Annotated in this window: 21 protein-coding genes and 1 pseudogene; 12 read left to right on the top strand and 10 right to left on the bottom strand. The window is 56.9% G+C overall.

What is annotated here, in order from left to right; genetic code table 11:
• Nucleotides 1–403: 403 nt before the first annotated feature.
• Nucleotides 404–2,323, top strand: coding sequence for a methyl-accepting chemotaxis protein (locus AFK67_RS21310; protein ID WP_007734007.1), 1,920 nt, complete (start codon nt 404–406; stop codon nt 2,321–2,323).
• Between the two features lie 68 nt (nt 2,324–2,391).
• Here AFK67_RS21310 and AFK67_RS21305 read toward each other — a convergent pair whose 3' ends face one another.
• The 4 genes from AFK67_RS21305 to AFK67_RS21290 form a co-directional block, all read right to left on the bottom strand.
• Nucleotides 2,392–3,588, bottom strand: coding sequence for an MFS transporter (locus tag AFK67_RS21305; RefSeq protein WP_007734009.1), 1,197 nt, complete (start codon nt 3,586–3,588; stop codon nt 2,392–2,394).
• 166 nt (nt 3,589–3,754) lie between these two features.
• A complete protein-coding gene (gene tehA, locus AFK67_RS21300; RefSeq protein ID WP_032967680.1) occupies nt 3,755–4,762 on the bottom strand; it encodes a dicarboxylate transporter/tellurite-resistance protein TehA in 1,008 nt (335 codons plus the stop codon).
• Nucleotides 4,763–4,941: 179 nt separating this feature from the next.
• Nucleotides 4,942–5,685, bottom strand: a complete 744-nt coding sequence (locus AFK67_RS21295; RefSeq protein ID WP_007734014.1) for a MerR family transcriptional regulator — start codon at nt 5,683–5,685, stop codon at nt 4,942–4,944.
• A gap of 235 nt (nt 5,686–5,920) precedes the next feature.
• Entirely contained in the window at nt 5,921–7,138 is a 1,218-nt protein-coding gene (locus AFK67_RS21290) for a diguanylate phosphodiesterase (protein ID WP_007734017.1), read from the bottom strand.
• 406 nt (nt 7,139–7,544) lie between these two features.
• Here AFK67_RS21290 and ycgZ point away from each other — a divergent pair, with 406 nt between their 5' ends.
• From ycgZ to AFK67_RS21270, 4 genes are all read left to right on the top strand, one after another.
• Entirely contained in the window at nt 7,545–7,784 is a 240-nt protein-coding gene (gene ycgZ, locus AFK67_RS21285) for a regulatory protein YcgZ (RefSeq protein ID WP_007734019.1), read from the top strand.
• A gap of 165 nt (nt 7,785–7,949) precedes the next feature.
• Complete coding sequence (locus tag AFK67_RS21280) at nt 7,950–8,249, top strand: hypothetical protein (RefSeq protein WP_032967681.1); 300 nt, start codon at nt 7,950–7,952, stop codon at nt 8,247–8,249.
• A gap of 52 nt (nt 8,250–8,301) precedes the next feature.
• Nucleotides 8,302–8,568, top strand: a complete 267-nt coding sequence (locus AFK67_RS21275; RefSeq protein WP_032967683.1) for a biofilm development regulator YmgB/AriR family protein — start codon at nt 8,302–8,304, stop codon at nt 8,566–8,568.
• A gap of 115 nt (nt 8,569–8,683) precedes the next feature.
• Nucleotides 8,684–9,433 carry a metallophosphoesterase gene (locus AFK67_RS21270; protein WP_007734027.1) on the top strand — a complete coding sequence of 250 codons (750 nt, stop codon included), beginning with the start codon at nt 8,684–8,686 and terminating at the stop codon, nt 9,431–9,433.
• On the opposite strand, the gene AFK67_RS21265 is transcribed toward AFK67_RS21270, so the two are convergent.
• Both AFK67_RS21265 and AFK67_RS22455 read right to left on the bottom strand, forming a co-directional pair.
• The gene (locus AFK67_RS21265) at nt 9,420–9,731 is read right to left on the bottom strand and encodes a hypothetical protein (protein ID WP_007734030.1); all 312 of its coding nucleotides are present in this window, start codon (nt 9,729–9,731) and stop codon (nt 9,420–9,422) included. The two genes, AFK67_RS21270 and AFK67_RS21265, sit on opposite strands and share 14 nt — an antisense overlap.
• A gap of 22 nt (nt 9,732–9,753) precedes the next feature.
• On the bottom strand, nt 9,754–10,035 hold the full coding sequence (locus AFK67_RS22455; protein ID WP_007734033.1) for a hypothetical protein: 282 nt from the start codon (nt 10,033–10,035) through the stop codon (nt 9,754–9,756).
• A 95-nt stretch (nt 10,036–10,130) separates the two neighbouring features.
• Between AFK67_RS22455 and AFK67_RS23590 the strand changes: the two are divergent.
• Nucleotides 10,131–10,441: pseudogene (locus tag AFK67_RS23590) on the top strand (darcynin family protein).
• A 5-nt stretch (nt 10,442–10,446) separates the two neighbouring features.
• Here the strand turns inward: AFK67_RS23590 and AFK67_RS21250 are convergent.
• On the bottom strand, nt 10,447–11,961 hold the full coding sequence (locus AFK67_RS21250; RefSeq protein WP_007734037.1) for an MFS transporter: 1,515 nt from the start codon (nt 11,959–11,961) through the stop codon (nt 10,447–10,449).
• Nucleotides 11,962–12,064: 103 nt separating this feature from the next.
• Here AFK67_RS21250 and AFK67_RS21245 point away from each other — a divergent pair, with 103 nt between their 5' ends.
• Complete coding sequence (locus AFK67_RS21245; protein WP_007734039.1) at nt 12,065–12,985, top strand: LysR family transcriptional regulator; 921 nt, start codon at nt 12,065–12,067, stop codon at nt 12,983–12,985.
• A gap of 67 nt (nt 12,986–13,052) precedes the next feature.
• Complete coding sequence (locus tag AFK67_RS21240; RefSeq protein WP_038885105.1) at nt 13,053–13,952, top strand: L-proline-binding transcription factor PsrA; 900 nt, start codon at nt 13,053–13,055, stop codon at nt 13,950–13,952.
• On the opposite strand, the gene AFK67_RS21235 is transcribed toward AFK67_RS21240, so the two are convergent.
• Together AFK67_RS21235 and tcuC are read right to left on the bottom strand one after the other, a co-directional pair.
• Nucleotides 13,927–14,733 carry a substrate-binding domain-containing protein gene (locus AFK67_RS21235; RefSeq protein ID WP_038885103.1) on the bottom strand — a complete coding sequence of 269 codons (807 nt, stop codon included), beginning with the start codon at nt 14,731–14,733 and terminating at the stop codon, nt 13,927–13,929. The two genes, AFK67_RS21240 and AFK67_RS21235, sit on opposite strands and share 26 nt — an antisense overlap.
• A 14-nt stretch (nt 14,734–14,747) precedes the next feature.
• Nucleotides 14,748–16,043 (bottom strand): MFS transporter, encoded by a 1,296-nt coding sequence (tcuC, locus tag AFK67_RS21230; protein ID WP_053532932.1) that lies wholly within the window; start codon nt 16,041–16,043, stop codon nt 14,748–14,750.
• Between the two features lie 563 nt (nt 16,044–16,606).
• On the opposite strand from tcuC, the gene AFK67_RS21225 reads away from it, so the two are divergent.
• Genes AFK67_RS21225 through AFK67_RS21215 form a run of 3 tightly spaced genes read left to right on the top strand, consistent with a single transcriptional unit; the run spans nt 16,607 to nt 22,189 of the window.
• Entirely contained in the window at nt 16,607–17,548 is a 942-nt protein-coding gene (locus AFK67_RS21225) for a helix-turn-helix transcriptional regulator (RefSeq protein ID WP_038885094.1), read from the top strand.
• A gap of 12 nt (nt 17,549–17,560) precedes the next feature.
• Nucleotides 17,561–18,973: a tape measure protein gene (locus AFK67_RS21220; protein WP_007727766.1), complete on the top strand. Its 1,413-nt coding sequence runs from the start codon at nt 17,561–17,563 to the stop codon at nt 18,971–18,973.
• A gap of 9 nt (nt 18,974–18,982) precedes the next feature.
• Nucleotides 18,983–22,189, top strand: coding sequence for a beta propeller repeat protein (locus AFK67_RS21215; RefSeq protein WP_007727751.1), 3,207 nt, complete (start codon nt 18,983–18,985; stop codon nt 22,187–22,189).
• Between the two features lie 109 nt (nt 22,190–22,298).
• Here AFK67_RS21215 and AFK67_RS21210 read toward each other — a convergent pair whose 3' ends face one another.
• Nucleotides 22,299–22,877, bottom strand: a complete 579-nt coding sequence (locus AFK67_RS21210) for a TetR/AcrR family transcriptional regulator (protein ID WP_007727749.1) — start codon at nt 22,875–22,877, stop codon at nt 22,299–22,301.
• A gap of 102 nt (nt 22,878–22,979) precedes the next feature.
• On the opposite strand from AFK67_RS21210, the gene AFK67_RS21205 reads away from it, so the two are divergent.
• Nucleotides 22,980–23,879, top strand: a complete 900-nt coding sequence (locus tag AFK67_RS21205; protein WP_007727747.1) for an ABC transporter six-transmembrane domain-containing protein — start codon at nt 22,980–22,982, stop codon at nt 23,877–23,879.
• Nucleotides 23,880–23,889: the final 10 nt, after the last annotated feature.

Here is a 23,889-nt window from a genome sequence, read left to right as displayed (position 1 = left end):
CCTTTATTTGTCGGCAAAAGCTTTTTTACGCCACGGCGTACACCGTGGATTTTGGCGTAACGCTTAACGCCAGTGAATTAGCACGCTAATAAAAAAACGAGAATATATTCTTACCAGGCTCATATTTGTACCGCGCAAATTAATTAACAGCCTAACCATCCTGCCTTTGTTAATACGATCACACATAGTGAAAAAATTAAATACGCAACTCAATGAGTTAACAGCGGAGCGGAATTTAATGCTGATTTTCCCTGAATAAAATTTTCACTCCTGCCGATAACCCTAATGGAGTAACTCAACGATAACAGCCCTGACGCCTTAAATGCGCGCATATTATTGCGCCATAAATAAACGCGACGGCGCCTGTATGAAGACAGCATGGTCAGCAGCCGAGGAATCAACAATGACAGGTAAACCGGGTATTTTTAAGAACCTTTCTGTAGCAGCAAAGTTATTTGGCGGTTTTTCGGTATTAGTCGGTATCATTATCGCCTCGTCGGCCATAAACCTTAGCCAGCTAATGGCTATCAGCGAACACTCTGACAAAGAACAACTGGTTAATCAGATTAGCAATGATTTAAATACCGCCAGACGTAACCGTCTGATGTATCAGGTCAGCCATGATGAAAAAGCGGCGCAGGAAAACCTGAATGCCATTAACCGGATGACGGCAAAAATTAAAGACGGCGACCGTTTTGCCTGGGAAAAAGATACTCACCTGTTATTTACGGCGCTGGGCGAAACGGTGAAAGAATATCATGACGTGCGCAACCAGTTTATTTCACTTGAAAGCGCGAGTATTGAGCAAGGGAAAAAAGTGCTGGAAGCGACCCGCCAGTCGACCTTTGATTCCGTCTCTCAGACGCTGCGCGACAGCGATTCGTTATCCAAATCCAGCGTCAATCTACTCTATTTTATTGAGAAAATTCGCGCTGACGCAGGCGTTATTGTCTCGTCACGCGGTGCGGATGGACAGCAACAGTTCAGCTATGATTTACAGCAGGCGCTCTCGCTGCTGGCTGCCATAAAAAGTGAAAATGCCGCGGCCGTTGCCGGCTCGGCCGATACGCTGCAATCCGCGCTGAATTCACTCGGCGACGCGGTAGACGGCTACAGCCTCGCCCTGAAAAGCGCCAAAACCGGGGCAGACGCGATGACCGTGGTGGCGGAGAAATTAAATAAAGCGACCAGCGAGCTTGCGCAGATTCAGGCCGATAAGAGCAATACCAAGATTGAGCATGTCATGTATATCATGGTGATTGTCGCACTTTGCGCGGTGGTGATCGGGCTCTTTATCGCCTGGCTGATCACCCGCCAGATGACCTCGCAGATCCGTTATAACCTGAGCGTCGCGGAGCGTATCGCCGCAGGCGACCTGACGGCGGTTATCGAAGCCGATTCCACCGATGAACTGGGCCGCCTCAGCGCCGCGATGGCGACGATGAACCAGCGCCTGCGCGAGCTTATCACCCAGATTAAAGAGTCGGTTATCTACGTCGCCTCGGCGTCCTCGCAGATCTCCATCGGCAATACCGACCTGGCGTCGCGCACCGAAGAGCAGTCAGCCGCCGTGGTGCAAACCGCCGCCAGCATGGAAGAGTTAACCTCCACCGTGAAACGCAACGCCGATAACGCCCGTGAAGCGAGTTCGCTGGCCCACACCGCAGCGCAGAACGCGCGCAGCGGCGGGCAGATTGTCTGGGATGTGGTTGAAACAATGGACAACATCACCGACAGCTCCAATAAGATCAAAGATATCATCGCCGTGATTAATGGCATCTCCTTCCAGACCAACATCCTGGCGCTGAACGCCGCGGTGGAAGCCGCGCGTGCCGGTGAGCAGGGGCGCGGGTTCGCCGTGGTCGCGGGGGAAGTCAGAACGCTGGCAAGCCGCAGCGCGCAGGCCGCTAAAGAAATTGAGGGCCTGATACAGGAATCCGTCGCGCGGGTCACCTCCGGCTCCGCAATGGTCAACAAAGCGGGCGAAACCATGAAAGATATCGTCTCGTCCGTGGAAGGCGTCAGCGGGATCATGACGGAAATCTCTCACGCCTCCGACGAGCAGAGCCGCGGGATCGATCAGATAAGCAAAGCCGTGAGCGAACTGGACTCCACCACCCAGCAGAACGCCGCGCTGGTGCAGGAGTCGTCCGCCGCCGCCGCGTCGCTGGAGCAGCAGGCAGGCGAGCTGTCGCAGCTCATCTCGCTGTTCAAGCTTGGCGATGCCATCCAGAAAAAACCGGCAGCGGCGAAGCCCACCGCCTCGCACACACCGGCACGCACGCTGGCCGCAGACGGCGCGGGCGACTGGGAAACGTTCTGAGTATTGCCCTCCCGCTAAAAAGCCCGGCACTGCCGGGTTTTTTGTTGTCTGGCGAAGAGGCCACTGGCTCAGGCGACGGGGGCCACTTCGCGCGCCAGAAGCCAGCGCTCCACCGCTTTCAGGCTGACGGGCAGCAGCAGCGCGCTGCTTCCGGCAATCCATAGCAGCGCTTGCAGGGCGCCAGGAGTGATCCCCTGAGACGGAAAAATCAGCGAGCACAGTATGAAGGCAGCCGTGGTGGCAAGCGACATCAGCGCCGTCTGGAGGCTCGTGAAGCTGGCCCGCCAGCGGTCCTGCGCAAAGCGCATCGCGACCGCAGAAGACGCCACCAGCCGGGCATAGGACGCCGCGAGAAACAGCGCCATAAAGAGCCACGGCGCCTCAATGCCGAAGGCCGGCATCAGCAGGCTTAACATCAATACCAGGCTGGCTGCCAGGCTCAGCGTAAACCCTGATACGCGCAGCAGAAGTCTCCCGGTCAGCCGGGTTGCCGCGAACCCCGCCACGCCGCCTGCGACAAAAAGCCAGGGCAGCGAGGCCCCCGACGCGTGCAGCGCGCCTGTCAGCACCGGCACCAGCACCGGGATGATCAGCATCGCGCTAAACTGTGCGAGCGCGTTGGTGGATGCAACCAGTACGACAGACGGCGTCAGCGGGAGCGCAGGTGCACGCCCCGCACGCGGCAGCGAGGGTGGGATGATGGCGAAAATAAACGGGATCGCCGCAAAGCAGAGCACGCTAATCACGCCCAGCGCGGCCTGCCAGTGGTAATGCTCGCAGATGAACAGCACGCCAGGCATACCGACAATACTCACGACCGCGAACGCCGCGATAACCGTGGCGAGCGCACGCGGGCGCGCCGCCGCAGGCACCGCGTTGATCAGTAATGCGCTGGCGACCCCCATCGTCGTGCCGCCCGTCAGCCCCGCGATAAAACGCAACGCCAGCAGCGCGGCGAAGCTATCCGTCAGCAAAATCAGCAGCGTCAGCGCGCCGAGCACGGCCATACTGGCGGCGAGAAAGCGCCGTTGATTACGCTTCTCCATCCACAGCCAGGCGGTGAGCCCGGCGATGACGGCCGCGAGCGTGTAGATCCCGGTGACATAGCCAGCCCAGGTCACGGGCACGTTAAACCACGGCGCCATATAACTGAAAACCGGGTTAAAAATCATATATTCCAGCGCGTTAGTAAACTGGATATAGGCGATGAGCAGCGCCAGCCGTCGGAGCGGACGGTCAACCTTAAGCGAGGAAATAGCGGTCATGATCTCTCCTGAATATAAGCAGGAGGCAAAGTCTATCTGCCGCAGCCAGGAGACATAAGAGAGTAAAACTGACACGCTTTATTATCAAAAGCGGGATTATCAGCGCGCCGCCGACGCGCGCTGAATACCGTGCAGGTGTTCACGCGGCGCTTACTGTCACCCCGTGCTACGCGCCCTCTTTCTGCGCGGCGGGCGGGGTCTCGCGTTCAACGCGGATCAACAGCTTACCCTGTATCAGCAGCAGAACCGTTTTCACGACCAGCAGCGCGATAATGAGATTGGTGAAGATAAACAGCGGAACGGCGAGTGCTGCGAAAAACCCGCTCTGACCGTGGTGGCCGAGATGCAGACCGGTGCTGGCCAGCGCCGAAATGCCGAACGAAAAGCTCCAGAACGACGGGTTAAAGGGCTGCGCCAGATACCACGGCATCAGTCGCAGCATAAACAGCAATTGCAGGAGACCATAGCCGAAGAGCATTTTAGCGAAGACATCCGCCTCGCCGCCGTTGACCGCAAGCCAGGCGTTGCAGGCGACCAGCGCCGGGGCCAGTTGAATACCCAGTGACGTGCGCAGCGGCGCTGGCAGCGCGCCGGTGCTGCGAAGACGCTGTAAAATCACCGGCTCCAGGCTCAGCCAGGAGAACACGCCCGCCCCGAGAAACAGATAACCGACATCCGGATACCCGAGCGCTCCGCAGGCCATCGCGCTGATAAAGTTGTTCGCGACGGTCGGCAGATAGAGACCGGGCGTGGTGGCCTCGGCCGGGTGATTGCCGCGCCACAGCCCCGCTGACTGCCACGCGCCGTAACCTAACTGCGCCGCCACGCCCGCGGCGAACAGCGCCAGCGCGACGGGCCGACACCAGGGCGTCATGCCAATGGCCACCAGCAGCGTGGTGGCGGGAAACAGGCTGATAAAACTGCTCTGCACGGGGTGGCGCAGTTCGGCCTGCACACTCGGCCAGAATGTCACCGCGCGCCAGACAAACGCCACGCTCAGCAACAGCCAGACAATCATCGCAAGCGCCACGATCGCGTTGCTAATTATCGGGCTTACCGGCCAGACGGTACTGGCGTAACGCCACGCGAGCCCCATACCGATAAGGCCTAACACCATGCCGTAGTAACCCGCCGGCAGGTTCAGCACCGTCCGGGATCTCGTTTTTGTATCCATGATTCACTCATCAATGAAAGCATCCGGCGCGCCAGCGCGCGTCAGAACGCCAGAAAGGAGCCTATAAGCGCCGTATGATATCGCTGATGCGGGTCGTCAGCTATCAGGCAAGAGGCAGGTGAGGTGAATGGCTGCGCTGACGCGGGCGGAGTGCCCGCATAGAGAGAGGTGCGGCGCGATTACGCCGTTTCTGCATCGGTCAGAAAAGTAATGGCGAAGCCCTGCGCCTGCCAGTGGGAGACCCGCTCCAGCTGTCCTTCAGAGAGTGGCTCGTCGGTCCAGACAAAAAAATGCTGGTTGGGGAAGAGCTCCGGGTGCGGCAGATCAAGCGGCTCGGCAAGCACATCGATATGCCAGCCCTGATGCGCGAGACGACAGGCTTCGAGCCACAGGCGGGCGCGATCGACTGTACCCCACCCCATCAGCAGTGCTTCTTTGGTGGTTTTCTTGCGCGCTTCGGCGAGAAACAGCGTTGCGTACTCAATCAGCGCGCCGTCCATCAGGCTGCGCATGGAAGGCGCAGTGTAGTGATCAAGCCCCAGACGGCGACGCACCGGCAGAAAGACATTATCGATAAGCCCGTCTACCGCGTTTTCACGCACCAGCGCCGTGATTTTGGCGCGCAGCGTGGCAGGACGCGCCTGGCGCAGCACGGTCATCATCTCTTCCTGTAACACATGCCAGGCTTCCGGGGCGACGACGAGGTCTTTATCCAGTAGCGCTTTGACTTTCCCCACGGGAACGCCGCTTTTCACCAGCCGCTTTATCTCTTCGATACGCTGAATGTCGTCTTCATCGAACTGGCGGTGACCGCCTTCGCTGCGCTGGGGTTTAAGCAGGCCATAGCGCCGCTGCCAGGCGCGCAGCGTCACGGGGTTGATGCCGCACCGTTCTGCTATCTCGCCAATGCTGTAAAACGCCATAGGATCTTCACTCACGCTCAAAACCGACACAGGAATCTCTCAAAAATTTAACTTCTCATAGCTTGTACAATTTTTATTAATTGTACAACCGTGAAGTTAACTTAAGAGCCGTCTGGAGAGTAAGAGTATGAACTCCGCACGCGCTGGGCAATAAAAAAGTGTATAGAAAAGGCGTTGAATCACAGGAGGATGGCGCATGCAGGTTTAAACATGCGCCATATTGGGGGAGCGGCGTTTACAGGCCGAATTTTTTTTCAGGCCACGCGACGGCCGGAATGCCGCCGAGCGCCGGTTTAGCGAACAGATACCCCTGGAAAAGCGTAATACCTGCGGATTCCAGCCACATCCACTCCTCGGCTTTCTCCACGCCGACGGCGGAAATCGAGATTTCCAGCGAGGCGCAGCATTTGATCAGCGCCTGAACGATGGCCTGACGCGGGCCGCTTTTATGCACGTCGCGGATGAGATCGCGGTTGATTTTGATGCGGTCCGGCTGGAACTGCGCCAGCAGCAGCAGGCCGGCAAACCCCGCGCCAAAGTGGTCAATCGCCACGCGCAGGCCCGCCGCTTTGAGCTGGCGGATAGCGTCGGTGAATTCGTCCAGGCGGGAGATCACCTCGCTTTCGGTAAACTCCACCATCACCTGATCCGGCACCAGCCCGTTCGCCTGGATCTCCTTAACCAGAAAATCCACCGCGCCAGGCAGGGTTACCAGCGTCATCGGTTGCAGGTTCACGCACAGCGTCTGCTGGCCGATATTGAGCGCGCCCGCCATCGCGAAGGCGGTTTTCTTGCTGTGCAGATCGGCCTCGTAGAGGGCGGCGCCCTCTAACCCTTCAAAGAAGGTTTCTGGCGGCGCGCCCGCAGGCGTACGCAGGAGCGCCTCCAGCGACACCACTTCACGGGAGAGCGGATCGATAATCGGCTGGAAGGCGAAACTGCAATCGGTTTGCGTCCCGGCATCGGTCGGCGCCTGAACGCCATCGTCTTCGGTAATGAAATCCCAGCTATCACCCGGCGGGATTTCGAAATAGTTTTCTTTTTCCGTCGCCTCAACAAAGGTCTGGAAAAACTGCAACGCGCGGTCGCCGTAGACCAGCTGATATTTCGAGGTGCCTTTGTTCAGCACATGCTGAAGCACTTCGTCACGCTCATAGTTGCGTAAATCAAACAGCTCCATGCCGGATTTACCAAAGCGGCGCGCGGGCGCGTAGTCGCACAGCAGCTCCACCAGGTTGTAATGACGCGTATCGGCGCAGATGGCGCGGTAAATGGACTTCACGCTCTCTTCCGGGCCTTCCAGCAGCTGGAAGAAATGTCTGCCATTGAAAAGCAGAATGCCGGTCACATCGGCCTGACCGTTCTTGTTGTTCGCCGCCGTCACCATGTCGTCCAGTACGCTGACCGGCACGTCGTCGCAGATATGACTGCGATAAATTATGGTTGTGAGCATCATACATCCCGTGAATAGGTGAATTAGCCGCCACCTTAACAGATGACTCCTCATGCGTCTTGCGATGATTGCGCTTAGATACCGATAAAAAATGGCAGGGGAGCAGGTACGGTTTTTGTACAGGTTACAGGGTTATCAGGGCGATAATTTTCACAAAATGCTTACCTTTTACGTCTCTTGTACAACCTCTTTTCTCCGATTCGACAATAAAAATGCAATTTCGGTACAGAATTATCTGCAAAAGCGAAAATAATTATTAATGTAAGTCACTGAAAAATATGATTATGATAATTTTTTAACCAGAAATGCGACATTAACTTATACAAAAGCGGTGTACAAGATTAACGTAATTAGTATACTGCTAACTATTCCTTGCGTAGTTACGAAATTTTAACAGGAGTGACATATGCGTCAGAACGGTTATATCCCGGATTCAGCCAATGCCATTGCCCGATACTTTGATAAAGCAGCGCTGCCAACTCAGCAAGAAACCTTAGGGCAAATCGTGGTTGAGATTCTGCGCGATGGTCGACTCCTGAACAAAAAAAGCATTTGCACCAAATTGCTTAGTCGTCTCGAAATGGCATCCAGCGTTGAAGAAGAGAGTCACTATCAGACGCTGATAGGTTTGCTTTTTGATCGCTAACAGCAGGGCGTTTCTACCGAACACGTTTCCTGATGATTAAGTCAATTATGGCGGGGGGATATTGCAGGCCTTAGCAAAGCCTGACAATTTTCAGTGGCAGGACGCCACCGGAAAAATGTTGTATCCGTGCGTGGCGCGGAACATGCGGCATTCAGAGACGCATTTATGAACAGAAGTGAAAAAGATCAACTGACAGACGAAATTATCGGAGAGGCAGTACTGTCTCTCCTTCGAGAAAAAGGCCCGATCAATATGCGGGTCCTCATCGCGCGTTTGCGCTCGATGGAAACCAGCGAGTCAGATCCACAGCGACGCGAGGCGATTGCCTGCGTGATAGCTGAGATCAGCACTAACACGGTTTCCGGACGGCGTAATGGCGCGCATGGGCGTAAAGAATGGAATGGCGACAATGTCCATTCTCTGTTTGGCGAAAGTCAGTCGCCAGACGGCACTAAAAAACACTGACTATATACAGCAACTATTAAACAACAATACGGTGCCAGTTATGAGCCAGGTAATGTTTAACCCCGCAGATTTGCATGCAGAGCTGCCCGATACGACACTGTCTGAATATTTTCGCAATGCTGGCGATATGCTGGCGCAGGAAGCCGCTCTGCTGGGCGCAGTCGTGAGCAACATTCTCGCGACCGAAGGTCACCTGACGCATAAGGCCATTATTTTACAGCTGATCAACGCGCTGGAAACCACCGATGACGTGGTGATGGCTGACGTTATCCGCAAAACGCTGGAGATTGTCGTCGATCATACGCTTGACGATATCTGAGGCAGCCCCCTTTCCTTCAAAAGCCAGCACGTCTCTCACCGCTGGCTTTTTTCTTTTTATTGCCCCACCCTTTTGTGATGCCTCATTGATTATCGGTTGATACAAAGGGAACGCTATGCTTATCGCGCAGATTTCTGATATTCACGCAGCCCCGGATAACGACAATCTGGCGCGTTTTGACAATGCGCTGGCGTGGCTTGCGCCACTGACGCCCGATCTGCTGGTGATCAGTGGCGATTTGACGGACGACGGCTGGCGCGACGGGTATTCGCAGATAGCGGCGCGCCTTGAGGCGTTTCCGTGCCGCAAGCTTATCCTGCCGGGCAATGCCGACCATCTTGACGCCCTGCGAGCGACCTGGAGCGCGACATTCTGGACGGGCGCAGACGGGCCGCTGCATGCGGTGGTGGATCTGCCGGGCCTTCGCGCTATCGGGCTTGATAGCACGCTTGAGGCCTGCGCGGCGGGGAGTGTCGCCGCGCATCTTAGCTGGCTGTCGCAGCAGCTTGATGAGGCGCAGGGGCGCCAGACGCTGCTGTTTATGCACCATCATGTCTTTGCGAGCGGCATTCCCTCGATGGATGCGATCATGTGCCGCGACCATGACGCGCTCGCCGCCCTGCTGCGCCAGCATCCGGCCAGACCGCTTGCGATAGCTACAGGGCATGTCCACCGCCCGGCTGCCGGAACGCTGGCCGGTATCCCGGCTTATATCTGCGGCGCTGTCTGCCCCGCAAATCCGTTATGGCTCGGCGCGTCGCACGTTCCCTTCGTTTACGATCCTCCCGCGCTGATGGTGCACCGCGTTGAGAACGGCGCGCTGGCGAGTCATTTTATCGCGGTTTCACCGGTTACAGCGGCGTAATGTCTTCTACGTTGTGGTGGAACACGTAAGGGTCGGAGAGCAGTTCAAACTGTTCATCGTCGGGGTACGTCACCGCGACCTGATAATCGTCTCCCGCGAACGCCTTAATGGCGCACAGACTGTCCCAGTACGTCGCAAGAAAGAAATGCGCCCAGTCGCCCTGCGTTTCATGGCGCACAAACGCGCCCTGGTTACCCGGCGTGCGCTGCGCATGTTCAACGCCGGTCTTCTGTAAATGCACCGCAAAATCGTCGGCGTGTTCGCGCGGCACGCAGCCGTGCCAGGTTCTGACAATCATCGTTCTCTCCTGTGATAACGCATTAAAATCCCCCGGCGTCAGGCGCTGGCCAGCCGAGATAACCAAAGACGGCACGTTCAATCCGGCGTGCCAGCGCGGGGGCATCAGACTCACTACGCCGGGCGGCCATCGCTATCATGCCCTGCGCCAGCGCGATAACATCCCAGGCGTTGGTCGTGCAGGCCGCCGGGCCCGCGCGCTCAAAAATGCGAGCGGTCGCCTCGATAATCGCCTCAACCAGCGCCCGTGAGCGGGCCTGACGCGGCAGTTTGCGCGGCGCGGCAGCGGGTTCAATGACGGGCATAAACGCGAGTCCCTGAATAAAAGGTGTCCCGATAGCATAACGACGTCACCGTAACCTCACATCTACAAGCATTAATAGTTTTCAGGGAGACCGTTATGAACCGTACCGCCACAGACGCTGTGACCCTTTTTATGCTGGTGAAAGCCAACCGCAGCTGGCTTAGCGCCAGCGCGGAAGAACGTCAGCGCAACATCACGACATTTCTCACGCCGTTACTGGCGCGCTGACGCTGCGCTATTTCGACACCGGGTTTTACTCCGCGCGCATTTCCGATATCTGGATGTGGGAAGCCGCAAGCCACGCGGTCTGGCAGGAGTTTACCGAAGCCCTGCGCGATACCCCGTTCTGGAATGATTTCTTCGAGATAAAGGAAATTCTCCAGGGCGTGGAGGCGCAACACCTTTAATACGCTCATGGCCGTCCGGGCAGTGGCCCGTGGCGGCGAAGCGTTTTCCAGACCATTGCGGCGCAAAGCAGCGTCAGGATAGCCAGCAGATTGCACAGCCACTGATACGCCTGATTCAGGCTCTGGTACAGCCGCGCCAGCGGCACACCCGGCAGCAGCGTATGCGCCTGCTCAAGATGGCCCGCGCCAAGCCAGGCGGCGGCGCTCGCGATAGTCTGCGGCGGATAACCGTTGAGGGTGGCTGCCAGCGCCTGTTGACTGGCGGTGGCGAGAAACGCCATCACGCAGACCAGCGCCACGCTTTCGCCCGCGACCCGCACCGTGTTAAACAGCCCTGCCGCCATGCCCGCTTTCTGCGCAGGCACGCCTGAAACCGCCAGCCCGTCCATTAGTCCCCAGGGCAGCGCCGAGCCGCAGCCGGTCACCACCAGCGCCATAATGAGCCTTCCATCGCTGTTTCCCTGCAATGCGACGCCCAGCAGCACCAGGCCGATCGCGGCCACCAGCAAGCCACCAGCCGCCAGGCTGGCGGCGCTGAACCAGCGCGTCAGCAGCGCCGCGACGCCCGGAAGAAGCAGTACCGGCAGCGTCAGCGCCAGCATATACAGGGCGCTGCGCGTTTCGCTCAGTGCTTCGGCGCCGGTAAACCGCAGCGGCAGCAGGATCAACCAGACCACATAACAGCAGCAGGTAGCGAGCGGCAACAACAGTACTCCCGCGAAGCGCGCGTTGCGCAGCAGAGCGAGATCAAACACCGGGTGCGTGGCGCGACGGCAGCGAACGATAACCCCTTTCGCCGCCGCCAGCGACGCGCCGAGCAACGCCAGCACCGGCCATGACGTCACGCCCAGCGGCGGGATCGCCAGCAGCGCGACGGTGAAGCACACCAGACAGACGCTGAACAGCGCGAGCCCCGGAATATCTGCCCGTCCCCCGGAGGTTTTCACGGCAGGCGGCAGAAAAATAGCGCCGGTCAGCGCGCAGAGACCGGCGAGCGCCGCCAGCAGCGCATAGAGCCATCGCCAGCCGTCATGGTCGATGATAAGCCCCGCCAGCAAAGGGCCGAACGCCAGCCCGGCGCCGAACATCGTTCCCAGCACGCTGAAAACCCGCGTGCGGGCCTGGCCCTCAAAAAGCTGCGCCAGCATCGCGCTGCCGCCCGCGAGCGTCATGGCGGCAGCCACGCCCTGCACAGCGCGCAAAACGCCGATCGTTGCGGTACTGGTCGCGAGGCAGACCGCAAGGCAGCTCACAAAAAACAGCATAAGCCCGCCGGTAAAAATGCGCTTTCGCCCGGTCAGATCCGCCATCACGCCTGCAGCGAGAAGCGAACTGCCGAAGGTCAGCATGAAGCCATTAGTGAGCCAGGCGAGCGACAGCGCACTGCCGCCAAGCTCATGACCAATCGCGGGCGTGGTGGCGACCCCGCCGGTGAAGCTGAGCGGCAGGATCATCGCCGCCGATAGCACCGACAGCGCAGCGGCGACGTTAGCCGTCCTGGAAAAAGGATTCGCAGACATTCAGTAACCTTACGTAGTGGCAGATACGGTGAATGCTATTGCGGACTTCATGTCGAATAAATAGACTGATAATCCCTTCTTAACGGACAAAAAGTTGGCAATTATGGACAGTCTCACCGCACTGACCTCATTTGTTCGCACCGCTGAGACGCTGAGCTTTACCGGGGCAGCACGGTTACTGGGCATCTCGGCCTCCGCCGTGGGCAAAAACGTCGCGAGGCTTGAACAGAGGCTCGGCGTGCGGCTTTTCAACCGCAGCACCCGCAGCGTGAGCCTCACCAGCGAAGGGGAGAGACTGCTGGCGCGCTGCCGCCCTGCCCTTGAGCAATTGCGTGACGCCGAAGCAGAGCTGACCTCTTCTCAGCAACGTCCGTCCGGCAGGCTGCGGGTGTCGCTGCCCGCTATCGGTTATCACCTGTTAATGCCGTTTTTGCCGGCGTTCGCCGCGCGTTATCCGGAGATCGAAATCGAACTGGATTTCAGCGACAGGCTGGTGAATCTGGTGGAGGAAGGGTTTGATGTGGCCATCCGCAGTGGAGAGATAGCCGATTCGCGCCTGACCACCAGGACGCTGGGGCATTTTCGTTTCGTGCTCTGCGCAAGCCCGGCCTACCTCGCCGCGCAGGGCGCGCCCGCATCACCGGAGGCGCTGAAAGAGCATCGCGTCATTCTGTTTCGCTTTCCGTCCACCGGGCTTATCCAGCCGTGGGCGCTGCGCGGGTTTCAGCTTACCGGCGCGCATCAGGCGCACGCCGCGCTGACGGTCAACAATATCGAAGCGATGATCCGCGCCGCCGCCGCCGGGCTTGGGATCTGCTACGTCCCTGACTTTATCGTGAATTCTATGCTCGCTCGCGGCGAGTTATGCGAGGTGATGCCTGGCTACTGTGAGCGTACAGGCGCGTTTTCCGCGCTCTGGCCCACCAGCCGCTACCTCTCACCCCGTGTTCGCTGCTTTATCGATTTTCTGAAAGCACACTGGGGTTCGCCGCAGAACACCGAAATGCCCGGTGGTCCCCGGTGATCAACGCATGCGTGATAAACTACGCTTTATAATCTGTACTTCACCATGCTGAAAGGACGCTGCTGCTATGCCGGTTAATTTCGACCTCAACGATCTCTATGCTTTTCGCGCGCTGGTGGAATACGGCAGCTTTCGGCTCGCGGCGGAATCTATCTGCCTGTCGCAGTCCGCCCTCAGCCGCCGCATTGAGAAACTGGAGACGGCGCTCGGTACAAAGCTCTTTGACCGTACCACGCGGCGCGTGGCGCTGACGCTTTACGGCCAGAGCTTCGCCGAGCGCTCAGAGCAGTTGCTGGCGAATGTCGAGTCGGTGCTGGCGGATATCAGTCAGGCGAGCAAGGAGCGCACCGGGCTTGTCACGGTGGCGACGGTACCCTCGGCGGCCTGTTACTTTATGCCGGAAATCATCCGCAGCTTCCAGGCGCGCTATCAGCGCGTGCGGATCAAGCTCATCGACAGCAGCCTCGGCAACGTTATCGAGGCCGTCGCCAGCGGGCAGGCCGATTTCGGGATCTGTTTTGACAGCAATCTGCCGCCGCATCTGGAGTTCGTGCCGCTGGTGGAGGATGTCTACGTCGCGGCATGCCGCCGCGATCACCCCCTTGCCCGCAAAGGGCAGATCACCTGGCAGGACTATTTTCAGCAGGATTACATCGGGCTCGATAAAGTCTCCGGCAACCGCACGCTCCTCGATCAGGCGCTGGGCCATATCACCCCGGCGCGGCCCTGCATTTGCGAAACCCGGCACGTCACCACGATGCTCGGCATGGTGGAAGCGGGTATCGGCATTGCCGCCGTGCCCGCGATGTCGATGCCCACGTCCGGGCAGTCGGCGCTGACGTCGCTGCGCCTGACCTCGCCGGTGGTCAGACGCAGCATGGGGCTTATCCGCCGCAGCGGCCGCATACAGTCTTACGTGGCGGCAGAGCTGGAGAAGCTCGTCACGGAGCGCTATCCGCTGACGTAACAGCGGCTGCCCTTTTCACTGACCGCATCCCGGTGGCGTGAATAACCTGTTGCGCCCCGGAAGAGGACAGGAACGCCAGCAGCGCCCTCCCCTCCTGCGGATGGGCCGCGCTGCGCGTCACCGCGCCCGCAAAGCGGGTGATGTACTGCACGTCGTCGGGCAGCTCGCCGACAAACGTCACGCCGGGCACCGGCAACAGTTCGCTGACCTGCTGAAACCCGATGGCGTAGTTCCCTTTCGCCACCTCGGAGGCCACCGGAATGCGCTCAACCATCCGTGCTTTGGCGTCGACCTGCTTTTCAATATCGAGCTTTTTAAAGAGCGTGTTACTGACATAGCGGCCGCTGGCGCTGTCGGAATACGCGATGGATTTCGCCGCCAGTAAGGTCTGGCGCAGCTGCGCATCCGTTTTGATAGCCGGAACCGGCGCGCCATGCGCCACCACGACGCCAATCGGCGAATCCGCCAGTTCCGTGCGGGTGCCAGGCGCGGTGCGGCCCGCGCGTTCAAGGTCGCTCAGCGCATCACCTACCATAATCACCACATCCGCGCGTTCGCCGCGCGCCAGCCGGTTAGGAATCGCCTGCGCCGTTTTTCCCATCGACGGGCCGGGGATCACCACAAGATGATTACCGCTTTGCTTTTCATACGCCGGGCGCAGCTGCTCAAGCGCCGCCTTGAAGCCGCCGGAGATCATCACCGTGACCTCCTGCGCCAGCGCCCCGCTGTTTGCTCCGCATCCCACCAGCGCCGCGATAAGCCAGAACGTTTGTTTATGCATGTCGTTTCCCTTCTTCAGCGCGCGGTCTGCAGCGTCATGGTGCTGCGGCGATACAGGTAGAGCGTCGCCAGCAGCGCGCAAAGCGCGGCGAAACTCATCCAGTAACCGGGCGAGGCTTTATCGCCGGTGTACTCAATCAGCGCCGTGGAAATCACCGGCGTAAAGCCGCCGAACACCGCAGTCGCAAGGCTATAGGCCAGCGAAAAGCCCGCCACGCGCACTTCTGCGGGCATGATTTCGGTCAGCGCCGGGATCATCGCCCCGTTGTACAGGCCGTACATAAAGGAGAGCCACAGCAATACGGTCAGCATCATTGAGAAACTCGGCGCGCCCGCCAGCAGCAGCAGCGCCGGATAGGCCGTGGCCAGCGCCAGCAGCGTCATGGCGATAAGCACGGGCTTGCGCCCGAAGCGGTCAGACAGCGCGCCGCCCACCGGCAGCCAGATGAAGTTAGAGATAGCCACCAGCAGCGTCACCAGCAGGCTGTCGGAGGCGCTGAGCATCAGGACTTTTTTGCCGAAGGTGGGCGCATAGACGGTAATGAGGTAAAACGCGGTCGTGGTCATCGCCACCATCAGCATGCCCGCAATCACCACCGGCCAGTGGTTCAGCAGCATGGCGAACACCTGACGCATCTCCAGATGATGACGGCGCGCGCTAAACTCCTGGGTCTCTTCCAGCTTGCGGCGCAGCAGGAAAATAAACGGCACGATAATGCAGCCGAACAGGAACGGAATACGCCAGCCCCAGTCGCTGATGGCGCTCTGATCCAGCGCCGCATTCAGTGCAAACCCCATCGCCGCGGCGACCATAATAGCGACCTGCTGGCTGCCGGACTGCCAGCTGGTGTAAAACCCTTTGCGGCCCGGCGTCGCGATTTCCGCCAGGTACACCGATACGCCGCCGAGCTCCGCGCCTGCCGAGAAGCCCTGCAACAGGCGGCCCGTCAGCACCAGCAGCGGCGCCCAGAGCCCGATGGCGTCCCAGGACGGGATCAGCACAATCAGGAACGTCCCTGCCGCCATAATGGAGAGCGTGACAATCAACCCTTTGCGGCGACCAACCTTATCGATATACGCGCCCAGCACGATGGCGCCGATGGGGCGCATCAGAAAGCCCGCGCCGAACACCGCGAAGGTCATCATCAGCGAGGCAAACTCGCTGCTCGCCGGGAAGAAAGTATGCGCGATGTAGGTGGCATAAAACCCAAACAGGAAGAAATCAAACTGTTCAAGAAAATTGCCCGACGTGACGCGCAGTATCGCACTGAGTCGGGAACGGGTCGTTACAGGTGGGGTAGCGGAATGCATTGATGTCTCCAGTTGTCATTGACGCTTGTGGTTGCGCCTCTGTCTGAAGACTGGAACAGAAATAAAGGGTTAATAAGCGCAATAAACGCAAGAGCCGATGCGTCTGACGCATTAATCGTGCCTCACAGATCTATAGCGCTTTTGTATACAAAGATTTAACATTGTTTGCACAAATTTTCACCAGCGCCACAGGCGGAGATCGGAATTTCCGTTTTGTGACAACGGCCTGAGTCTGCATGCGCGCTTATCATCGTTTTTACATCCGTCAGGCGAGCGTATAAGTGATGGGCAATTTAGCAGGAGGGAATAAAACAGCGTTAACCGATAACGACGCCTTTGATAAAAATAGCATCTGCGGCGAGTGTCGGGTGAAAGGAGCCGACGACAGAATGAAGTTAATAACGGTTAGTTATTTTATATTTTTTGAACGCCCCTTTATTTGCGTTAAGTCACGCCGAATAAACGGGTGATGGGAAGAAAACTATTTTTGAGCGAGAAAAACTGACACGTCCTGTCAGCGTGGGGCGCTAAGATAGCGCTCAAATACATTGTGAGATTCGATTATGGAAAATCCTTCACGCCATGAGCGCCTGGCTAACCGTATTGCGTTTATATTGCTTGAGCTGACGAAGTCGGGAGCTATTTCACGCCGCGAACTGGCCGAACGCTTTAACGTCAGTGAAAGAACCATCTATCGTGATTTAAATCGTCTGGGTGCTTTTGTTACCTGCAGTAGTGACGGGGTATATCGGATTGCCAGCCAGAACGAACAAAAAGATGCGTTACCTACGCTGGCCAGTCTGAGCGAAAAAACCGGATTACAGAAACTTTTGCCGTCATCAGATGAAAACACACTGCAAAAGATGTTAACGGCCATTGAGTATAATCGGATCACCATTTTGCCTTTGCCGCCAGAAGCCCTGCATTCAGAACAACACAGGAGCCTCTTTTCCAGTCTGGAAAAAGCGATTAGCGCATGTCAGGTTTGCGTCGTGCATTACAAAGGCAAGTCCAGAGTGTTGCATCCTTACCGGCTAATGAATCTTAAAGGCGTGTGGTATCTGGCAGCGACGGATGCTGATCTGATGATCAAAGCCTGGCGGATAAGCGCTATCGAGTGGCTCGACGTTAAAAAAACCACCTTCGTTCCGGATACCGACATCCACGATTATCTTGATACCGAAGACGACGCCTGGTTCAGCCTTAAAAAAATGGAAGTGACAGTGGAAGTCCTCCCGGCTATTTCGCAATATTTCGAGCGCAGGAATATTTTTCCACAACAGAAACTGATTAATAAAGCGCAAGACGGCACCCTGACGTTAACCACGAAAATAGCCCATCGGGACCAGCTTTTTTCCACGCTGCGTTTCTGGCTGCCCAACGTGCGTATTATTTCTCCGGTTACGGAAGCTGATGCCTTTATCACGCAGCTGACTCAATATATCAGTCTGCTGACTCAAGAAAAAAACGCTATCGCCGATAACGTGTCTCAGGGCAATGCCTAAGGAAAGATGATAATGCAAGAGCGCAATAAAGCCGTAACCCGGGCCATTACTCTCTGTCCTGTCTGGCCAACGCAGGCGGCAGAAAAGATTGGCAAAATGGTTGGCGAGATAAATCAGGCTAACTCCATAATGTCAGGTATCGCCTCTACCGCGCAAAGTAACGCGATAAAAGGCGGATTCGCCGCAGAAACCTGGCATGCGGAATCTTTTAATCTGGATGCCATCCTTAAAGATAAAGATATAAGGGCATTTACAGACAGGTTCAAAAACACGCCACTGGGTATGAACGATCAAATCCACGATATTGTGGTCATGAACGGCGATCAGCAACTACTGGGAGCACAGCTTAAATATTTCCAGGATGCCAATAAAACCCAGGCGGCTTTTCGTTCCACCAAAGACGGCGTGCATCAATACCAGCACAGCGATGTATTTATTGGTCCCGCCGATCAAATTGAAGGCATCAAAGCTTCAGCCCAGCGTACCGTGCTCAAAAACCAGCAAAATCGTCCCCAGGTGGCTGAAGCGGCAGAAAAGGTGCGCGACAAAACCGCCGGCACGCTGGACGTGGACGGGGTAAAGTCCACCTCGCTAAGTAAACGCGAGGCGGAACAGGTGGGCGCGGGTAACGCGGCGGGCAAGGAGTTGCATGAGAAAATGCAAACCGGCTACCTCAATAAGGCCACGCTTCAGCAAAGCATGCGCGCCGCTGGCTCAGCGGCCATGATAACCACCGTGATCGCAGGCAGCATCAATACCTTCCAGTACATTCGACAGGTTCGTGACGGCGAGATAACCGCCGAAGAAGCGACCGTGCAAATTCTCCAGAATACGGTGATCGCCGCCGGAGACAGCGCGCTGAAAGCGGGTGTCGGCACCGCGAGCGTCGCCATAGCCGCCCGCTCTCTGCCTGGCCTGTTTGCAGGCTCTGTTTTTAAACGAACGCTTGCGAACGGCGGTATTGCTGGCGCGGCCGTGTGTGCGGTGGATGTGGTGCAAAACGTCGTGCTTTTCGCAGCAGGAAAAATCACAGCGCAAGAGCTGGAATCGCGAACGGGCAAAGGCCTTTTCCAGACCGGCGCTGGCGTTACCGGGGCATCTGTTGGCGCCGCCGTCGGCGCGCCTGCCGGCCCTTTGGGCGTACTGGTGGGAAGCCTTATTGGCGGCGTTATCACCACCCTTGCGATGAATATCGCGCTGGATAACCACCTCGAAAAGAATTTTGAACTCACCCTCGCCAATACCGCGCTCGTCCTGAACAACGGACTCAAGATGCACGATGCGCTGGATTATCTGCATCAGTCGCAGAACTGGTATGCCGATTTCCATAAAGGGCTTTATTTATCTGAAAAACACTTTGCCAGTCAGGTAAAAACGCTGGCATCACAAAGTCATCGTTTAAAGAATAAAATCAAAGATCTGTAAGGAACAAAAATGACTGACATTACAGCAGAGTCTCAGCAACAGATATTTCATCAACCGCTGGAAGGCGCGGAGCTCGACGCCGTTAATGGCCTCGTCAGACAGCACAAAGCTAACGCGGCGCTCACACAACAGCTGGCGCTTGATGCATCAAAACTGATCGCCAGCAGCCAGGATCGTTTACAAAAACAGAGCAGCAGTGGTTTCTTTAAACGTTTTGCTGGCGCAGTGACGGGCAAAAATACTGAAAATCAGCTACAGAATCAGGCTGACACGCTGCAAATGCAGAAATTCGCGTGGCACTATCTGCAGCAGCTCCAGCAGCAAAATCTTATCAACGCGCAGAGCATCGCCCTGATCCGTAATAACCTGGGTACGATGAATGAATACCTCATCGAAACGCGGGACTTCCTTGAAGAAGCCATCGACAGAATAAACCAGCGGCTGGTGCACGTAGAAAATAACACCAGTTTCAGCAAATGGTCGCTCAATATAGAGGCGAATAAGCGCCGCTATAAATCTCTGCCAGGAACCATTCTGGTATTGAGCCTGACCTATGATTTTATGCGCACCCACCAGAACATCGCGCTGACAGCCTCTGATATCAACCATCTCATCGTCACGCTTGAGAATCTGGGCGTGAATTGTGATGAAGAGGTCCGGCTGCTTGATTTTATTCTGGATCTTATCGACCAGATTGAAATAGTCGGTATCGATCGCTATCGCTCAATGATTGCGCTGGCGGTTGATGAGCATCAGATTGACTCCCACTTCATTCAGAACAATATCTCCGGCATCGCTTTTAACGCCCTTTATTTCCTCTCTGAACAGTATGAAAAAATCCTCTCGCTCACGGAAGACGATACGCTGTGCATGAACGACGAGGCGCGCGAAAAGCTCATTTCCCGGTTCTTTGGCGAAGCGTTCTCCGGCCTGTCGACGACTTACAGCCTTCGCGATCTGCTGAGCGAAGCGCTTGGCGGTAGTCTGTTAACTATGGATATCTATAAAGACGTCAACGGGCTCAATGTGAGTGCGTATGATGAGCTCGCGGCTGACGACAGCGCCGCACTGACGCTCGTCTCCGCCTTACCCGATATTCATCACCACAGTTTCTTTGACGCAACGGAAAGCGCGGAAGAGAAACGGCAATATCTCCTGCTGCTGGCGCTCTGTGTCGAAAACGCCGCCGCATTAAGCCGGGAAGGCCAGGAGTTTCTGGCCCTGCTCAGCGAGAAAGCGGGCTGCCCTGCGGTGATGGATGAGCTCATTACGCTTGCTGATAACAGCGTCAAATTCCAGGCGCACCAGCAGACTTTACTGGATGTGCTAAAAGATGATGACGCGCGTTATACCTGGCTTTTTGATGCGTTTTTCCTGCTGGCGCGTTGCAACAAACCGATGGAAAACCCGCAGGTCATGCGCCTGCTGGGGATGCTCAAGCCTGCGCAATTTAAAGATAATTTCTCCCATATCCAGACGCTGCTGAAGGAAAGTGACGAGACGTCGCTGCTGGAGAGCGCCGCGAAACTGAACGCGTTCACGCATGGCTGGAAAAATATCGTTCGTTATCGTGAGCGGCATTTTCGCCAGTACTACGACGAGACGATTAAGCAGCTTTACGCGGCTGACAGCGCCGCGATGCGGCTCAGCCTTGAACTCATGAAAGTGACGGACAAGGCGTCCGACTACGGCTGGTACATGGGATCGTTTGAGAATGACGGTTTCCTGAGCAAAATGGGCTCTGCTGTTGGCAGCTCGGCTTACGCTATCGGGCGCAAATCCTGCCTTTCCAGCCTGAATGAGTTCCGTAAAAAAGCCGAAGCGTTTTTATCCGCCAACGCGGCGCCGTTCCATACGGCAAACAGAATGACGGCGCGCTGGGGCCTGCCTGTTTTTGCCTACGAAGACCGGCTCGGTTATGGCGATTATGAGCTGGATAACTCCACGGATAACGATGACTGGTATAACCAGTTCAGTGAGTATGAACAGCGTATTGACGGCACACTGACGGCGTTCTCGACCGCCTGTAGCGACGCCGCCGATCAACTCGAACGCTTCGCTAAAGGCGAATTTGACCAGTCTGTGATCCGCCTGAAAGCACAGAAGCATGCAGAGTGGCTGTTGCAGCAGGAACAGGAAAAGCAAAATAAACAGTCTGTCTCCGTGAGCAAAGAAGGCGAGACGTATCGGCTCAGTATCGACTGGCAGGACATCACTAACCCGCCCTGTGAACCGGAAAACATCCGTCACATCAAAACGGACGGGCGTATCTGGTTAATTGTGGATTCAGACAACCGGCTTTATCGCAGCGAAGATACGCAGAGCTGGCAGCACGTGACGCTCAACAGCACCGGCGATACGCCGTACATCACGAAAATTCTGCTTGTCGAACACACCTGGATTATCTTTGCGGGGTACGACCCAGGGTTCTACTACTCCTCTGATGCGTTGCAGTGGGCGCAGAGCCAGCATCCGGATGTTCCCAACACCTGGGATTACACCGCGACAGAAGATATCGTCTTCTTTAATAACCAGTGGCTGTGGCGTTTTAAAGAGCGCAAAGAGTATGAGTATAAAGAAGAAGGTTTCTTCTTTGATTCCACAAAAACCTCAACCTACGACAAGCCGCTGATTTACTGCGCCGATCAGCCGGGCGCGCCGTGGCGACGCTATGATGACGCGCCTCGTTTTAGCGAAGGCGTGGAAATAGAGCGCCTGGTGGCGCTGCCGGGCGTTGATTGCTTGCTCGCTTTTGCGAAATACAGCGGCTACTACATCATGGTCAAAAAGCGCCCGGAGGCCGAGCCGCTTATTGAGTACCATATGCCTGGCAAAGGCTGGCGCAGCAGCACCTGGAATGGCGATAAAGTTTTTTACAGCGATATCCTGACGACCCGAATGAAAGACAAACTGATGTGCTTTTATTCACAGCATCTGATGACATCGGATAAAGGTTATGAATGGGATCGCCACGTCAGCGAATTGCACGTCGCGAATTGTTTCCATTTGCAGGACTTCAGTCTGTTTCCGTCCAGTTACAAGCGTCAGTTGGTTTATATCAGCCAGGACGGGCAGGAATTTCAGGAGCTGCTGATGGGCGAAGGCGACTGGCAATACCTTGCCGCGAATGAGCAGGGCGTGCTGTGCGTCTATTCACCCAACTCGCATGAAACCTTCCTGCGGCTGGGGAAATATAACTGGCGTCGTCAGGCGTAACCGGACACCCCCTGCGTCTGCATTATCTGCTCGTACCGCTTACGCGAACGAGCAGATAATCTCGCGACACCCGCCGCCCCACTCTGCCGGTAAGGCCAGCCTGATGGCGCTAAGACGTTCCTCTTCTTTCCTGCGCCAGTAAATTCCCGCGAATGAAATCGTCGATGTCTTCCTGCGCCTGGCGGAACGCCTCGTCGGACGGCAGCGTGTAGAGATGATCGCTGTAGCCAAACAGCATGGCATCAAGCTGACGGGCGACACGCGAGGCATTGACGCGGCGGAACACGCCTTCGCTTTCACCCGCGACGATAATCGCCACCAGCGCCTCGTGCCAGCGCGTCAGGATAGCGTCCATCATCTGCGCATAGACCGGATTATGCGCAGCCAGTTGCCACAGCGATCCGTAAAGCCGGGCGGTCGGGTCGGGCGTCGGCGAAATTACGCCGTCGATAAACGCCTGCAATCTGTCACTTGCCGGTAACGACGCGGTCCGCGAGACAAATTCGTGAAGCTCATTGTCAAGAAACGAGGAAATCGACTCCACGCACAGCGCCTGCCAGTTGGTGAAATAGTGATAAATATGGCTGCGCGAAATCGCTAAATGCTCCGTTAAATCCCGCGTTTTGACGTTTTCGATACCTTTTTCAATAAACAGCGCGATCGCCGCGTTGACGATTTTCTCTTTCACGAAAAACTCACCCTGTATTTTCTCCGGTTGACTTTGAGCACTTGCTCAAATAGCATCCCACCCCACTTGAGCAGGTGCTCTAACGCAAGATTACCAGAAACCATGAATACGCACAGCCAGAATCTCCCGGCATCCGTCGCGGCCACCAGCGCCTCCGGCACGCTGAAAACCCTCGCCAGACGCCACCGGCATAAGCTCTTTTTCACCTTTTTGCTGGTGATTGCCGAGAACGTCACGTATCTGCTTTATCCGGTGCTGGCGGGCATCTGCATTAACGCCATTCTTTCCGGCAGGATGGTCAGCGCGATGCTGTACGGGCTAATGGTGCTGTTTATCTGGACGCTGGGCGCCATGCGCCGCAGCGTCGACACGCGCACTTTCGCGCGCATTTACGCGGGCCTCGCCGTCTCGGTGGTGCTGGCGCAGCGTAAAAAACAGCTGGCCGCGTCCACCGTCGCCGCGCGCGTGACGCTCTCACGGGAATTTGTCGACTTCTTCGAGCTGCACCTGCCGACGCTCATCACCTCGGTGGCGTCTATGGTGGGTGCCGCCGTCATGCTGCTGCTGATTGAGTTCTGGACGGGCATGCTGTGCCTTGCTGTCTTAGGCGTGTTGGCCTGCTTTCTCACGCGCTTTACCCGCCGCAACGAGGCGCTGTATGGCAGGCTCAACAACCGGCTGGAAAAAGAGATAGACGTCGTGACGCACGCCGCGTCGCACACCCTGCAACGGCATTATCACGTGCTGGCGCGGCTGCGCATTTCGCTCTCGGATCGCGAGGCGATGGGCTATCTCACCATCGGCGTGCTGGCGGCGCTGCTGTTCAGCGTTACGATTGTGCTGATGACGCGCTCGCCCGATATCAACGCCGGGCATATTTACTCGGTGATGACCTACCTGTGGATGTTTGCCACAAGCCTCGACGACGGCCCGCAGCTGCTGGAAAAGTATTCGCAGCTGAAGGATATCGGCAGGCGCGTGGCAACAGAAGCGGAAGAATAACGCGGCGGCA

The sequence above is a fragment of the Cronobacter dublinensis subsp. dublinensis LMG 23823 genome (assembly GCF_001277235.1).
GTDB classification, from domain to species: Bacteria; Pseudomonadota; Gammaproteobacteria; order Enterobacterales; family Enterobacteriaceae; genus Cronobacter; species Cronobacter dublinensis.
This window is presented reverse-complemented; position numbering and strand designations above follow the sequence as displayed.